Raw genomic sequence first — 14,110 nt, forward strand, 5'->3', positions numbered from 1 at the left:
CAACCCAACACCAACAGTAAATAGTATTCCCACAAAATTAGCAAAGGTTAACGGCAATGTAGCACTATGCTCAAGCTAGGCTAAAATTTACTCGCCCAGTGAAGAGAATGGGGGCAGGGAGCAGGGGGAGAAGAATTATTAATTATTATCCAATTCCCAATGCCCAATGCCCAATTCCCAATTCCCAAATAACTATTCAAAATGGTTGACTATCTAATTTTCTTAGCAATTTCTACAGCACTTTTTGCTCTATTCGGTCTGGGACTCAATTTACAGTGGGGCTTTACGGGATTAATTAACTTTGGTCATATTGCTTTCATGACTCTGGGAGCATATACAACCGTATTATTAAGCTTAAAGGGCGTACCCCTATTGATATCAGCAGTGGCTGGGGCAGTTGTTGCTGCCTTATTGGGTTTGATAATTGGTTTTGCAACTCTACGTTTGCGAGAAGATTATCTAGGAATTGTCACCATCGGTACGGGCGAATTAATTCGTTTGGTGGTAAATAATCAGGAATTACCTGTGGGTGATACTTGGGCTTCTGGGGCGTTTGGCGTGCAAAGTTATCCTATACCCTTATCTACAGAGCCGAATTTGTTTATCAGATTAGTGATGATTGGGTTGTTAACGCTACTAGCTGCTGTAACTTTCTTTACTTTGTGGCAATGGATTCGTACCACCCAAATATCTCGAACTACTGATTTAGGCAAAAGGACAACTAGCAAGCAAGAATTTGCGTCGCGCTTGGCTGTAGGAATTATATTAGCAGTTTTGGCAGCAGCAATTTATATCTCTGGGGTAATTGGACTGTATAACTACAACCCCAAAGCGGGTTTAATGCTGGTGTTGCTGTTAGTTTTAGCACTTGTATACTGGCGTTTAGAAATTTTGGTGCGATCGCCTTGGGGTAGAATTCTCAAAGCCATTCGTGAAGATGAAGAAATTCCCAAAGCACTGGGAAAAAATGTCTTTTGGTATAAATTACAATCATTAATGTTAGGGGGTGCGATCGCAGGTATCGCTGGTGCTTTCTTTGCTTGGCAACTATCCGCCATTTACCCCGATAACTTTCAACCCCAGATCACCTTTGACACTTGGATCATGGTGATTCTAGGCGGTTCTGGAAATAATGTTGGCACAATCTTAGGTGCAGTAATTTTCTTTGCTTACGATGCACTCACGCGAGAAGTCTTACCCAGAATCGTCCCCCTTGATGAAGCCCGTTTGGGTGCATTTCGGATTATGGTAATCGGATTAATTTTGATGATACTAATGATTTGGCGACCTCAAGGTATTCTAGGGAAAAAGGAGGAACTTACCCTTGGTAAATAACCAGTCACCGCCACTTCCCCTTTTGGTAGCCACTGGACTTTCTAAAAGCTTTGGTGGTGTCAAAGCAGTTAATGAGGCGAAAATTGAAGTTGCTAAAGGCAGCATTACGGGCTTGATTGGCCCCAATGGTGCTGGTAAAACGACTTTTTTTAACTTACTCTCAAACTTCATTCGCCCAGATAAGGGACGAGTGATTTTTGACGGCGAACCGATTCACAACTTGCAACCATATCAAATCGCCCAGCAGGGAGTAATCCGCACTTTTCAGGTTGCACGCACTCTCTCGCGGTTGTCGGTGCTAGAAAATATGCTGCTGGCGGCGCAAAAACAAACGGGTGAGAATTTTTGGCAGGTGCAGTTACAGCCGCACATTGTCGCTAAAGAAGAAAAGGAACTCGAAGAGCGGGCAATGTTCCTGTTAGAATCAGTAGGCTTGGCAAAAAAAGCACACGATTACGCTGGTTGCTTGTCTGGTGGACAACGTAAGCTGCTGGAAATGGGACGGGCGCTGATGACTAATCCCAAGTTAATTTTGTTGGATGAACCAGCTGCTGGGGTGAATCCGAAACTGATTGATGATATTTGCGATCGCATTCTCACTTGGAACCGTCAAGATGGGATGACCTTTTTGATTATTGAACACAACATGGATGTGATTATGTCCTTGTGCGATCGCGTTTGGGTACTTGCCGAAGGGCAGAATTTGGCTGATGGTACACCCGCAGAAATTCAAACCAATCCCAAAGTTTTAGAGGCATATTTGGGAAAATAGAGTGCGATTGGCTTTCTGTTTTTGCAATGTATTTAGTGATTGGACTTATTGTTTTGCTGTCATCTGATTAATTTTTTTTGGAAATTTGGCTCTTGTTAAAATTGAGTTGTATATCTCAGTGGAAAAAGCTTTTTATGTCAATGATGACAGTCAAAGATTTAGAGCAAGTTCAAACCGCTTTTACCGAAGCAGGTTTAGATTACCAGCTAGAACTCGAAAATGGAAAAATTTCAATAATGGGGCCGTCAGATATTGTATCCAGCGAAATCAATAGTCGTCTCATCGCCTTTCTCTTTGCTTGGATAAATCCTCGTCGCTGGGGAAGAGTATTTGATTCTGCTGGCGGTTTCATCATGCCAGATACAAACCTCAAAGCACCTGATGTTTCCTTTGTTCGTGCTTCCCGACTTCTCCAAAGTCCTCGTTACTTTGGAGAACTAGTCCCTGACTTGGTGGTAGAAATTAAATCCCAGAGCGATATAATTAAACTTATAGCAGCCAAAATTCTCAAATTTATAGAATTAGGAGCGATCGTCGGCATTTTGATTGACCCTGATGAAGAGACAGTTACAATTTATCGCTCCATAGGCGAACCTACAGTTTTAGAAAATGGTGAGATTTTAACTATACCAGAACTTTTTCCCGGTTGGGAATTGCCCGTTATTGAATTGTGGCCTCCTATCTTTACCGAGGGAGAAACACAAATTTAGTGAATAATTTTAGTAGCGAGGAATCTCATTCTCACTTGTATTTGCCAGGGGAATTAACCCAAAACAACTCTTGTGAAGCACCTTTCATATCTATGTTAGTTATCCGCCAATAAACCCCATTCTCTCGCCGCATTAACTGGCAAGCAATCAACTCCCGTCGCAGGGTAGCGCAGTCAGGATGGTAGCGTTTGAGAATGTCATTTACCAGACGTTCAGGGTAGTTGACTCCAGCATCAAACTTGTTTGCTAACCACTTGAGAATTACTAGACGCTTTTTGCGACTAGCAGGAATTTCTTTCAGACATTCGCCCTCAAAATAGTTTTTCAATACTTTGCTTTCCCAAGCCTCAGTATCCACATCCTCAATCAAAGATGCTATTTTCTCTGGTGTGAAAATTTCCTTACTGATGCTTTGCAAAGCTTCCTTATCCAATTGATACAGACGGCTATTACCCTCCGGGCGCATTGTCACCAAATTTAGCTCTTTAAGTTTTGCTAAATGATGGGATACCGTCGGTTCTTTGAGTTGCAGTAGTGCCGCTAATTCTTCGACGCTGCACTCCTGATTTGCCAGGATACCTACAATCTTCAATCGGCTATCATCCGCTAATGCCTTGAAAAAGCGCAGTAAGATGTTAAATTGCTCTGGTTGCATAACTAATTTCTAATTAGATAGATGTCTAATTAGAAGTATATCTAATTTAAAAGCTAAGATCCCCAACTTCTCATAGAAATCGGGGATTTTGTTGTTCAGTTTAACTAAACTGTTCCTCCGCATCGAGGTTGAACAACATTTGTAGAGTTTGCATACAGCGCCGTCTAGCTTCAACATCTTGCTGCGATCGCAGCTGTACCATCGGGTCATGTAAAATTTTATTGACAATTCCCCGTGTTAATGCTTCAATTACCTCTTGATGTTTTTCAGCGAATTCCGAACCCAATCTCGACAAAGCTTTTTCTAACTCTTGTTCGCGGATGGTTTCAACTTTATTTCGCAGACAGCTAATAGTAGTCACAGTTTCTAAACTGCGCCACCAAATATCAAAAGCTTCTACTTCTTCCTCTAAAAGCCGCTCGGCTTCTTGTGCAATCTTCCGACGGCTTTCGTAGTTTTGCGCCACTACAGCCTTCAAATCATCCACATTAAACGCATGCACATTTTCTAGTTCATTTACATCTGCGTGAACGTTACGCGGTACAGAAATATCAAATAACATTAAAGAGCGCTGAATTTCTAAAACCATTTCCAACTTGGAACGATCAAGTATTGGCTCTGTTGCAGAAGTACTTGTAAAAACTAAATCACTATTAGCTATCGCTGCCATCATTTCCGATAGCGGATGAATTTCGATAGGTTGCTGAGGGAACTGCTTTGTTAATTCCTCTGCTCGTTCACGAGAGCGATTTACAATACTAATTTGCACAGCACCTTTAGAAATTAGATGTTGCACCAGCAGCCGCGACATTTTACCAGCGCCCAAAATTACCACTCGGCAAGCTGCTAAATTTGCCACTTTTATCTGTGCTAATTCCACAGCTGCCGAACTAATAGAAACAGCGCCAGTACCAATACTAGTTTCAGTCCGAACCCGCTTACCTGCTGTGAGCGCTTGTTTAAATAATCGATTCAAAATGGTTTTTATACCGTTATATTGCTGTCCCAGTTTGTGAGTTGTTTTCACCTGAGCCAGAATTTGACCTTCTCCGAGTACCAGACTATCTAAACCACCTGCTACCCGCATAACATGCATCACTGCATCATCATGTAGCAGCATAAATAGGTGCTGTCGCAGAGAAAGCACGGGTAACTTACTATATTCTGCAAGAAACTGAGTTATCTCTCGGATACCTTGGTCTGCTTCACTGGTAACAATGTAGATTTCCAGGCGATTACAAGTGCTAAGAATTGCAACTTCATCAATATGAGGATAGCTGGCCAGTTGAGCGATCGCACTTTCAATTTGTGGTTCTGGAATGCTCAGTTTTTCCCGGACTTCTACTGGGGCTGTTTTATGGCTTAACCCCACCACTGCTATATTCATTTGCTAAATCGTAGTTACTAGTTGGTAGTTGAAAATAGGGCATTGAGTGACAATAGGGAATGGGGAATTATTGTTTATTGATTGGTAGTTTTTACTAGCAACAAACAACAACTAATCACTAACTACTAACTACTAACTACTGCAAGGGTGAAGCATTTGGGTGAATATTTTTCAGTTTGATCGAAATATTTCTTTCCAAATGCTTCGCCCATACTTTTATTTCCCCATTCCCTAAAAATTAGTTCAGTTGGAGAGTCTTGGGTTCACCAAACATGTGAATCGTATCAACAAATCGAGCAGTTTTAGACTGGTTGGAAATTACCAAGCTTTGAGTTCTGGCTCCGCCGTTGAAGAAACGTACACCATTCATCAGATTACCACTGGTAATGCCGCTAGCAGCGAACAGAACAGTTTCACCAGATGCCAATTCATGAGCATCATAGACCTTATCAGGGTCATTGATATTCATAGACTTTAAGCGATCAATGTTGGCTTCTCTGCTTTCTCCAATCAGACCCGTTTTTACTATTGCTGGATCGTAAATCAGTTGACCTTGGAAGTGTCCACCTAAAGCACGCATTGCTGCTGCCGAGATTACACCTTCAGGAGCCGCACCGATACCCATCAGCGCGTGGATATTAGTTCCAGCAAAACCACAGCTGATAGCTGCACCCACATCACCATCTGAAATTAGGGCGACTCTCGCTCCAGCCTCACGGATTTCTTTAATTAAATCGTTGTGGCGTTCGCGCTTCATGACCACGATCACGAGTTCTTCAATAGAACGCTCTAGACACTCAGCGAGAATTTTGAGGTTTTCTGTTGCCGACTTGTTGATGTCTACCTTGCCTTTAGCTGCGGGAGGTGCTGCTAACTTTTTCATGTAAAAGTCAGGAGCAGCAAATAATCCACCCTTTTCAGAAATTGCCAAGACAGCCATCGAACCAGGTTGTCCATAAGCTACCAAGTTCGTACCTTCACAGGGGTCAACGGCAATATCAATTTCGATTAATTCATCAGGGTTACAGAGAGCTTCGGCATTTGGTTGGGTACAGATACCAACTTCTTCACCGATGTATAGCATCGGCGCGTCGTCGCGTTCGCCTTCCCCAATCACAATGCGACCGCGCATATAGATTTTATTCATCCGCTCCCGCATAGCTTCCACAGCTACTTGGTCAGCGATGTTTTTTTCGCCCTTACCCATCCACTTTGCGGATGCGATCGCAGCTTGCTCCACTACTTCAATAATCTCTAACCCAAGTGTATTTTCCACAGAGTCTGCCCTCTCAACTGCTTGAATTTCCGCCGCTTTATCTGGCCATTTCAGTTCTCAAGTCTACCAAAGGGCGGATACACGTGGAAGAAAGTTAAGTTTTACTGCTAACTGGTTACAAAAGTGCCAGTTAACACATCCTCATTTTTTACTCCTAACTACTCCAGTATAAAACCTGTTCAAAAGTAACTAAGTTAAGAACTTTCACAAATGGGTAGTAGTTTATGTATACAACATTGCTTTTCTTCAGTGTTTATCTTTAGGTATAAAATAATAAAGAAAAAAAGCTGGTGAATTCACTCAAAATCGAAAAACGAGGCGCAGAGTAAATAAGAGGTGAATCGTGTTTATCGACTACATCACACTCATGTTGATCAATATGGTAGCTGGGTTATTTCTACTAGCTGACTATGTATATCGTGGTATAGATAATTCTAATCAAAGACAGTGGATTCCAGGCTTTGGGATTACAGGTGCGATCGCACTCACAACTGGTTTACACATGAGCTTCACCTGGCCAGTAATAGGTAGCTTTAACATAGCCTTCGGTGAGACGAGTGTCCTATTTGGAATCTTGTTTATTGCAGCTGCGATTTCCCTTGCTCAAGGTTGGGATTTATTCACAATAGCAGTTTACGGCTTCTTTGCTGGCCTAGTTGCGCTCATAGTGGGTATCCGCATCATCAACTTGAATATGACAAAGCAACCGCTTCTATCGGGAATCGGATTTATTTTAACTGGCTTAGGTGGTGTTTTTGCAGCGCCAACCCTTTACTGGAAACCCAACCGAACCTGGCGGCTAATTGGCGTAGCAGTGCTAATAGTAGCCGCTCTAATTTGGGCATTAACTGGATATTTGGCTTACTGGAATCATTTAGAGGGTTTCCACAAGTGGGTGCCAGCGCCGATGCGGTAAGCAATGATCTAGGCTAGAGACATACGTTAAAACCTTTCTTAAGAAAATATGCTGGACTTTCTTAATCCCCTATTAAATCGCCATCCGGAGCGAGTCAAAGCCAACGTCGAGCTTTACACGTGGCAAACTTGCCCTTACTGCATTCGTGCCAAAATATTGCTGTGGTGGAAAGGGGTAAATTTTATCGAATATAAAATCGACGGTGACGAAGCAGCCAGAGCTAAAATGGCAGAACGCGCTAACGGAAGACGTACCGTACCGCAAATTTTCATTAATAACCAGCACATTGGTGGCTGCGATGATCTCTATCAGCTAGACACACAAAGCCAACTCGATCCCCTTTTAGCCCAAGCCGCTATTTAGAAATCAAATTAGCCCCAACACTAGGGGCACACAGATGTGCATTGGTATCAACTTAAGCCCAAACAAATGGAATGATGCCTCCGGCACGCTAAGGGCGAACGCGGCTATACAAACGTACCCTATTGGCGAACCCACAGGGTAGATCGTCTCCGCAGACTAAGGGACTTCCAAATAAAAAATATCCCAAAACTGATGTAGAATTCCTCTCTATTTCTTCTCTCTCTGTGTTCTCTGCGTCTAGAGTGGTTCGTTTATTGAATAATTTATTTCTTGGAAATCCATAACGGTAAATTAAAACGGTAAATTAAGGCTTTTAACCTACGGAGGTGGGTTTTGTTTGTGTAGACGCGGTTTATAACCGCCCATTTCGCTTTAAAATTTTTATATTGATAAGAATATGTTAACTAAATACACAGAATATCTCATACATCAACAATGGATGAATTGTGCCCTAAAATTAGCAAAAGCAGCCGGTGATGCGGGTGAAGTTCCTGTAGGTGCTGTTATCATTGATTCAACAGGCAAATTGCTGGCACAAGGAGAAAACAGAAAAGAACGCGACAAAGACCCTACCGCCCATGCGGAAATTCTCGCTCTCAAAACAGCTGCAACAACTTTACAAAATTGGCATCTTAATCAATGTACCCTCTACGTAACTCTTGAACCGTGTCCAATGTGTGCAGGTGCTATTTTGCAAGCGCGTGTCGGACAACTTGTATATGGAGTAGACGATACAAAAACTGGCGCAATACGTACAGTTATTAACATACCCGATAGTGCTGCTTCTAATCACCGTCTCCAAGTCATTGGAGGCATTCTAGAGTCAGCTTGTCGTCAACAATTACAGGCTTGGTTTGCTACTAGGCGGCGTAAGGTAAACTAACGGACAGAGGTAAAACTGTCCATCTAGTACGACACAAGTCACGCAAGAGAATCTACGGTGTAACTAATCAGGTAATCAGGCTTTTCGTTAAATTTTTACCCGTCAATCAGCTGCATCCGTCATGATGGAATTTTACTCTTCATCCGATCCCTGCCAGCGCCCACCAGCAAATCATCAGTTAGCTGGTACTACCTCAAGGGTTTCTCCTTGGTTAAGTCCTCTGGCATATTTATTAGGCCGTCACTGCCTACTACCATTATTCTTTGGGCAAATTAGAATAACCGGACAAAAAAATATCCCTACAACTGGGCCTATTATCCTCGCGCCTACTCATCGGGCGCGTTGGGATGCATTACTTGTACCCTACGCGACTGCTGATTGTCGCAGAGAACAAGACCTGCGGTTTATGGTGACAATTGACGAATGCCAAGGTTTACAAGGCTGGTTTGTCAAACGTTTGGGGGGGTTTCCTGTAAATTCTAAGCATCCGTCAATCCGCACACTGCGACATGGAGTTGAGCTACTTCAGCAGAAAAAAACCCTGGTCATCTTTCCAGAAGGTAATATTTTTCGTGATGGTCAAGTTCACCAGTTGAAGCCGGGAATTGCTCGTCTTGCTTTGAGTGCTGAATCTAGTCATTCTGGGCTGGGAGTGAAAATTATACCCATAGGTATTAATTACAGCCAACCTTATCCAAATTGGGGTACAGATGTCAGTATTGACATTGGCTCCCCAATCAGAGTAGCGGATTACATGAGTGGTTGTATAAAACACGATGCCAAAAGCATCACAACTGATTTAGGAAAGGCACTGCAACAATTAAGTCATCAAGAAACAAAAATTACTAATCACGCATTTGCAGAAATTACTAATTCTTGATATTGTCAAAAGGCAAAAGTTCCAATACTCCCTCTTAACGACTGACCGTGCATGATTAAGAAACTGCACGTTTTCAATGTTTGACACTAATTGCTAACTAGCTATATCCATCCTGAATTAAGTCACTAAAGATTTAATGCTATTTTGCAAGCTTTGAGGATGTATACATATATAGATTACTCCCTATTGACAGGATATTTAGCCAAATTGGCATTTTTTTGAGTAAATAGCTAATAATTGTCTGCAAACTACTGAATTGCTTTAAAAGAAACATTTTTGCTACTTCAGTTAGATAGTTACAAGGTGGTTGCGAGTAAACCGATGATTGGAAAATCAGAGTAATTAACGTGTTAACCCAGCCCACCGTAGTATCGCTCATCACGAAGATTTAAGTTAGTTACTATACAAGGGCAATGGGAACTCTATTAAAGCGATTTTCAGTCCTAAATCAGAGATACTTAGGATGTAACTTTACTTTGTCCAAAACCAAAACAGAGTTAAGATACCCGAAGTTTCCATAACTTTTTATATAGTTGTCGCACTAATTGATCCCATGAACACTGCTGCCGCTGTTACCTTGATGCACCGTACCCTTTTATCAGTCATAGCAGTCCTCAGCCTGCTATCACCTGTGAATGCTCAGGTATCACAGTCACCAGGCACTACCAGCCAACCACAACCCATTGACCCCAACGATCCTAATAATCTGCGCCCCATAACCCAAAGTAACAGCCTTTTGAGCATTGAAGGTGGCGATCGCTTAGTAAAAGATGCAGAACAAGCTGTTTCTGCTCAAAACTACACCTTAGCCGCTAAAAAGCTACAAGAAGCACGTCAGGTTTATAATCAGCTATCTAATTTTTATCAAGAGTTAAATTCTAGCTTTTCGGGAATTGACAATAGAGTTTCTGATTCTCAGCGTCAAAAAGCTCTATTAACAGCCCAAAAGCGGGATGAAGCCACCTTTCAGCTAGCATTGGTACATCGCGCACAAAATCAGCCGGAATTAGCTGTGCCGTTGTTGGTTCAAATAATTAAGAGTCAAAACCCGACACGAGATTTAGGCAAGAAAGCCTATAAACAGTTGTTTGAGTTGGGTTTTGTAGATTCTCCCTATCCCAGAGAAGGTGGTACTTCATCTTCCTCATCCCCAAAAAAATAAATTAAATTTTTGTTGCCTCTTTTTCCCATCTCCTTTATCCCCCTAACCAGTCGCTTGGGAACTCCCCAGTGCTAGGATAGAGCTATCCGCCATTGCCAAAACCTGAGCGTTCTTAAAAATACACCTCAGAGGCGGGTTTATCTACAGCCTTGCCAAAACCTGAAATTGGCACAGGCATTTACTCCATATCTGTTAATAATAGAAAAGTAAGTTTTTTCAGGAATTGCGATGATTAGTCCGCAGCAGGTTGAGGCAATGATCAAGGCGGAACTGCCAGACGCACAGGTTCAGGTGCAAGACTTGACTGGTGGCGGTGACCACTATCAAGTGACAGTAGTTTCATCGCACTTTGCAGGTAAAGGACTAGTGCAACAGCACCAGTTAGTTTATGGTGCGTTGGGTCAAGCTATGTCAACTGAAGCGATTCATGCCTTGGCGGTAAAAACATACACTCCCGAAGCTTGGCAAGCTACAGCAAGTTCCTAAAAGACGCGATGAATTGCGTCTGTACAGGAGTTAAGAGTAGAGACGCGATGAATCGCGTCTGTTAAAAATTTTTAACTCCTCACTCATCATCGTTGAATGCAACATAGGAAACACAAGTACCATGACACCAGAACTCAAAGATAAAATTGATAACTTGCTACAACAGAACAAAATTCTAGTTTTCATGAAGGGAAACAAGTTAATGCCCCAATGTGGTTTCTCCAACAACGTTGTGCAGATTCTCAATACCTTGGGAGTTCCCTTCGAGACGGTTGATGTTCTCTCAGACTCTGAAATCCGTCAAGGAATTAAAGAATACTCTAACTGGCCAACAATTCCCCAAGTGTATATCAATGGTGAATTTGTTGGCGGTTCTGATATCTTGATTGAACTGTACCAAAAAGGTGAATTGCAGCAAAAGGTAGAAGTAGCACTAGCTTCCTAATGTTTCTCTAAGCAAACTAGAGGGAATGCGCTCAATTTACGCTTCTTTATCAAGGCAATGTGCCATTTTTAATTTCCTTGAAAGGAGAGACACTATTTATCTCCCCTTTCAAGGTTTTTTAATAAATTTTAGCCAATAATCCCCTCAGTCGTATTGGCAAAACCAATATAGGGCTGAGGGGATGCGTTTAATCAATACAATATCTCCAAAATCTCACACCACGGCAACCCGTTGACCAATACAGATAATATGCTATGATTATCTGCGGTAATTAACGGTTACTATCAATAACCAAGTAAATGGTACTTAGTAGTAATCTGGTTGTGGCTGTGGTTGCGGCACTGCAAAGTTTGACCCATCGTACAAGTAGCGGCTGGCTTCCTCTTCTAGACGATGAATCAGATAAGGTTCAATAACATTGCTATGTCGCAGTGCGGCTAGATATCCATCCAAATACATCCGCATATCATCCGTGCGATAACCGCGATTCCATAACTCGACGAAGGCGTCGGTGAGTCTTTGGTAATAGCGGATGGTTTGTGTGTCTTGGAGCATAACTGCTGTATTAATCTCTTTGGAATGAGAATTGTAAATGATTCACGCTCAAATGTGAAGTGTAATTTCACTTTGGCATTAATTTAAAGTCAACACATCTACTTTGGGTACTACCCCTAGCAGCTACAAGCTACTTTAATCCTATTCCAGAAAACATCGATTCTAGTTATCTGCTCAGTTATTTGTCTGATTTTCATATTCAATCGCCCAATTGTATTGGTGTTATATTCCTGGATGAGGGCAGTAATTTGGCGGAGAAATCTACTTTTATCATCAGGTTGAAAAGCTGTTGTATTAACGTTTGGCTGATTGGTTATAGATATTCCCACATTACACCCATTAAAAGCAGAATGTTAAGCTACAAGAATTTTTGATACGTCTAACAACACTGCTGAGAAATTTAATAAAAATTTAATAATATTTCTAATCCCCTATCGGCAAGGCATAAATTAAAGATATTGCCACGTTTTTTATGAGGAAATGTAAAGCTAATAGCGGTTGAAGTAACAAAGGCTACAAAACCTTAGAGATGGGCTTGTTACTTTGAAAGTCATCAGACGCTAAGGGGTCTTGCCGCCGTGGGTTCGGTTTGTATAGAAATCATTGAGGGGAATCCCCATCTGAGGTCGTTGTTGGGTTGGCACTTGCAACAGCTGGAATACCGTGTGCATCAAGCTGCCAGTATTTATCAAGCAAGGGAAGTATTTTTAAGCCATCAACCAACACTGGTAGTATTAGATGCAGACTTGCCTGATGGCGATGGCATTGAGTTTTGTCGTTGGTTGCATCGTCAGCAGCAGCCTCTAATCTTAATGCTATCTGCTCGTAATAGTGAAGGTGATATCGTCGCAGGTTTAAAGGCGGGTGCAGATGATTACCTGAGTAAACCTTTTGGGATGCAAGAGTTTTTGGCACGGGTAGAGGCGCTGATTCGTCGGAAACGCACACCTACTGCACCAGCTTATTTGGATTATGGCACTTTGCAAATCGATTTAGTTCAGCGCCGTGTCCGCTTTCAGGGGGAGTTTATCGACTTAACGCCCCAAGAATTCAGTTTGCTATACGTTTTGGCACAAGCTGGGGGAGTACCTCTGAGTAGGTCAGAATTGCTGCGTCGTGCTTGGCCTGATGCTATCGATAACCCTCGTACCATTGATACTCACGTTTTATCGCTGCGGAAAAAGGTGGAACTTGACCCTCGCCAACCGAATTTGATTCAAACTATCCGCAATGTAGGATACCGTTTTAACATGGAAATTTTGAATACCAATATTTCACAATCACAAACAACAAAGTTGGCTAGAGAAAGATTTAATAATCAACGTTCAACACTTACTAGTAGTCAAGTGTAGATTGGGAATTGGGCATTGGAAATTGGGAATTGAGAAAGTAAGATAACGACTCTTAACTCCTTTCTCGTAACCAATTCAAAATTTAAAATCCAAAATTGTCTTGAGCTTCTGCTTGAATTAAGCTTTCTCGTAATTCAAGCCAGTCTATCTCAGAGACTGTTTGATTTGCGGATAAACGGCCTTGTTCTAGGTGTAATAATCGAGTACAAAACATTTGGGCAAGTTCCAGTTGGTGATTTACCATCAGAATCGTGGTTTGATGAGTCTGACTCAACTGGGTTAATACTTGCATTAGATGAGAAGCAGTACCAGCATCAAGGGCAGAGGTTGGCTCGTCTAATAATAATATTTTAGGCTGGATGAGTAAGGCACGAGCGATCGCTACTAATTGTCGTTGTCCCACAGAAAGTTGTACCTCAGTTCGCCCTAACCATTCATTGGGAATATGCAGTTGTTCTGTCCAGTAACTGATTCGTTCCTGAATTGTCTCTTTAGGCAAGCCACGCAAAACTAAAGGATAAGCCAAGGCTTGCTGAACTGTCATCCCTAACAGCTTTGACTCTTGCAATACAAGTACAACCATCTGGCGTAGCTGGATGACAGGAATTTGGCGATATTCTTGATTTTCTAGATAGATTTTGCCACTGCTGGGTTCAATTAGGCGGTTGATGAGGCGTAATAACGAAGTTTTACCAGCACCTACTGGCCCTACAATGGCAATGCGTTCGCTTTGAAATACCTCTAAGTCAATATCTCGCAATATGGGGTATCCCTGCTGATTGCCTGGATGTTGGGTTTTCAGCTTTGTAAACAGATTAACTTTCTCTAGCCTGAGTATTACCTTATTCAAGGGGAGTGAGGAGATGAGGGAAATGATGGAGATGCGGGAGAAATAGACAATGCCCAATGTTCAATGCCCTATGCCCCATGCTC

General features: G+C 42.1%; 16 protein-coding genes. 11 read left to right on the forward strand and 5 right to left on the reverse strand.

The window, feature by feature from the left end:
* Positions 1 to 201 precede the first annotated feature (201 nt).
* From FBB35_RS28830 to FBB35_RS28840, 3 genes are all read left to right on the forward strand, one after another.
* Positions 202 to 1,335: a branched-chain amino acid ABC transporter permease gene (locus tag FBB35_RS28830; RefSeq protein ID WP_174712489.1), complete on the forward strand. Its 1,134-nt coding sequence runs from the start codon at positions 202 to 204 to the stop codon at positions 1,333 to 1,335.
* Positions 1,325 to 2,107, forward strand: coding sequence for an ABC transporter ATP-binding protein (locus FBB35_RS28835; RefSeq protein ID WP_174712490.1), 783 nt, complete (start codon positions 1,325 to 1,327; stop codon positions 2,105 to 2,107). Before FBB35_RS28830 ends, FBB35_RS28835 begins: the two co-directional genes overlap by 11 nt.
* A 134-nt stretch (positions 2,108 to 2,241) precedes the next feature.
* The gene (locus FBB35_RS28840; RefSeq protein WP_174712491.1) at positions 2,242 to 2,817 is read left to right on the forward strand and encodes a Uma2 family endonuclease; all 576 of its coding nucleotides are present in this window, start codon (positions 2,242 to 2,244) and stop codon (positions 2,815 to 2,817) included.
* 31 nt (positions 2,818 to 2,848) lie between these two features.
* Here FBB35_RS28840 and FBB35_RS28845 read toward each other — a convergent pair whose 3' ends face one another.
* The 3 genes from FBB35_RS28845 to glpX all read right to left on the reverse strand — a co-directional run bounded on the left by FBB35_RS28845 (position 2,849) and on the right by glpX (position 6,135).
* Positions 2,849 to 3,472, reverse strand: coding sequence for a metalloregulator ArsR/SmtB family transcription factor (locus FBB35_RS28845; protein ID WP_174712492.1), 624 nt, complete (start codon positions 3,470 to 3,472; stop codon positions 2,849 to 2,851).
* A 100-nt stretch (positions 3,473 to 3,572) separates the two neighbouring features.
* The gene (locus tag FBB35_RS28850) at positions 3,573 to 4,859 is read right to left on the reverse strand and encodes a glutamyl-tRNA reductase (RefSeq protein WP_174712493.1); all 1,287 of its coding nucleotides are present in this window, start codon (positions 4,857 to 4,859) and stop codon (positions 3,573 to 3,575) included.
* 238 nt (positions 4,860 to 5,097) lie between these two features.
* Complete coding sequence (glpX, locus tag FBB35_RS28855; RefSeq protein WP_174712494.1) at positions 5,098 to 6,135, reverse strand: class II fructose-bisphosphatase; 1,038 nt, start codon at positions 6,133 to 6,135, stop codon at positions 5,098 to 5,100.
* A 343-nt stretch (positions 6,136 to 6,478) separates the two neighbouring features.
* Between glpX and FBB35_RS28860 the strand changes: the two genes are divergently transcribed.
* The 7 genes from FBB35_RS28860 to grxD all read left to right on the forward strand — a co-directional run bounded on the left by FBB35_RS28860 (position 6,479) and on the right by grxD (position 11,270).
* Positions 6,479 to 7,051: a DUF981 family protein gene (locus FBB35_RS28860; RefSeq protein ID WP_174712495.1), complete on the forward strand. Its 573-nt coding sequence runs from the start codon at positions 6,479 to 6,481 to the stop codon at positions 7,049 to 7,051.
* A gap of 48 nt (positions 7,052 to 7,099) precedes the next feature.
* Positions 7,100 to 7,414 (forward strand): glutaredoxin 3, encoded by a 315-nt coding sequence (grxC, locus tag FBB35_RS28865; RefSeq protein WP_174712496.1) that lies wholly within the window; start codon positions 7,100 to 7,102, stop codon positions 7,412 to 7,414.
* Between the two features lie 397 nt (positions 7,415 to 7,811).
* On the forward strand, positions 7,812 to 8,297 hold the full coding sequence (gene tadA, locus FBB35_RS28870) for a tRNA adenosine(34) deaminase TadA (RefSeq protein WP_174712497.1): 486 nt from the start codon (positions 7,812 to 7,814) through the stop codon (positions 8,295 to 8,297).
* Positions 8,298 to 8,418: 121 nt separating this feature from the next.
* A complete protein-coding gene (locus FBB35_RS28875; protein WP_174712498.1) occupies positions 8,419 to 9,177 on the forward strand; it encodes a 1-acyl-sn-glycerol-3-phosphate acyltransferase in 759 nt (252 codons plus the stop codon).
* Positions 9,178 to 9,730: 553 nt separating this feature from the next.
* Positions 9,731 to 10,339 (forward strand): hypothetical protein, encoded by a 609-nt coding sequence (locus tag FBB35_RS28880; protein ID WP_041566305.1) that lies wholly within the window; start codon positions 9,731 to 9,733, stop codon positions 10,337 to 10,339.
* A 228-nt stretch (positions 10,340 to 10,567) separates the two neighbouring features.
* Positions 10,568 to 10,825 (forward strand): BolA family protein, encoded by a 258-nt coding sequence (locus tag FBB35_RS28885; RefSeq protein WP_069070136.1) that lies wholly within the window; start codon positions 10,568 to 10,570, stop codon positions 10,823 to 10,825.
* A gap of 121 nt (positions 10,826 to 10,946) precedes the next feature.
* Positions 10,947 to 11,270 (forward strand): Grx4 family monothiol glutaredoxin, encoded by a 324-nt coding sequence (gene grxD / locus FBB35_RS28890; RefSeq protein WP_069070135.1) that lies wholly within the window; start codon positions 10,947 to 10,949, stop codon positions 11,268 to 11,270.
* A gap of 306 nt (positions 11,271 to 11,576) precedes the next feature.
* On the opposite strand, the gene FBB35_RS28895 is transcribed toward grxD, so the two are convergent.
* Positions 11,577 to 11,825: a DUF6761 family protein gene (locus FBB35_RS28895; protein WP_012410260.1), complete on the reverse strand. Its 249-nt coding sequence runs from the start codon at positions 11,823 to 11,825 to the stop codon at positions 11,577 to 11,579.
* 578 nt (positions 11,826 to 12,403) lie between these two features.
* Here FBB35_RS28895 and FBB35_RS28900 point away from each other — a divergent pair.
* Positions 12,404 to 13,177, forward strand: a complete 774-nt coding sequence (locus FBB35_RS28900; RefSeq protein ID WP_012410259.1) for a response regulator transcription factor — start codon at positions 12,404 to 12,406, stop codon at positions 13,175 to 13,177.
* An 82-nt stretch (positions 13,178 to 13,259) separates the two neighbouring features.
* Here the strand turns inward: FBB35_RS28900 and FBB35_RS28905 are convergent, their stop codons facing one another.
* A complete protein-coding gene (locus tag FBB35_RS28905; protein ID WP_174713810.1) occupies positions 13,260 to 14,042 on the reverse strand; it encodes an ATP-binding cassette domain-containing protein in 783 nt (260 codons plus the stop codon).
* Positions 14,043 to 14,110: the final 68 nt, after the last annotated feature.

The sequence above is a fragment of the Nostoc sp. TCL240-02 genome (assembly GCF_013343235.1).
Taxonomy (GTDB): domain Bacteria; phylum Cyanobacteriota; class Cyanobacteriia; order Cyanobacteriales; family Nostocaceae; genus Nostoc.

Excerpts from the sequence above, each read along its gene's own strand:
- FBB35_RS28830 (WP_174712489.1), top strand. The coding sequence starts at position 202 with ATGGTTGACTATCTAATTTTCTTAGCAATTTCTACAGCACTTTTTGCT.
- FBB35_RS28840 (WP_174712491.1), top strand. The coding sequence starts at position 2,242 with ATGTCAATGATGACAGTCAAAGATTTAGAGCAAGTTCAAACCGCTTTT.
- FBB35_RS28845 (WP_174712492.1), bottom strand. The coding sequence starts at position 3,472 with ATGCAACCAGAGCAATTTAACATCTTACTGCGCTTTTTCAAGGCATTA.
- FBB35_RS28850 (WP_174712493.1), bottom strand. The coding sequence starts at position 4,859 with ATGAATATAGCAGTGGTGGGGTTAAGCCATAAAACAGCCCCAGTAGAA.
- grxC (WP_174712496.1), top strand. The coding sequence starts at position 7,100 with ATGCTGGACTTTCTTAATCCCCTATTAAATCGCCATCCGGAGCGAGTC.
- tadA (WP_174712497.1), top strand. The coding sequence starts at position 7,812 with ATGTTAACTAAATACACAGAATATCTCATACATCAACAATGGATGAAT.
- FBB35_RS28875 (WP_174712498.1), top strand. The coding sequence starts at position 8,419 with ATGATGGAATTTTACTCTTCATCCGATCCCTGCCAGCGCCCACCAGCA.
- FBB35_RS28880 (WP_041566305.1), top strand. The coding sequence starts at position 9,731 with ATGAACACTGCTGCCGCTGTTACCTTGATGCACCGTACCCTTTTATCA.
- FBB35_RS28885 (WP_069070136.1), top strand. The coding sequence starts at position 10,568 with ATGATTAGTCCGCAGCAGGTTGAGGCAATGATCAAGGCGGAACTGCCA.
- grxD (WP_069070135.1), top strand. The coding sequence starts at position 10,947 with ATGACACCAGAACTCAAAGATAAAATTGATAACTTGCTACAACAGAAC.
- FBB35_RS28895 (WP_012410260.1), bottom strand. The coding sequence starts at position 11,825 with ATGCTCCAAGACACACAAACCATCCGCTATTACCAAAGACTCACCGAC.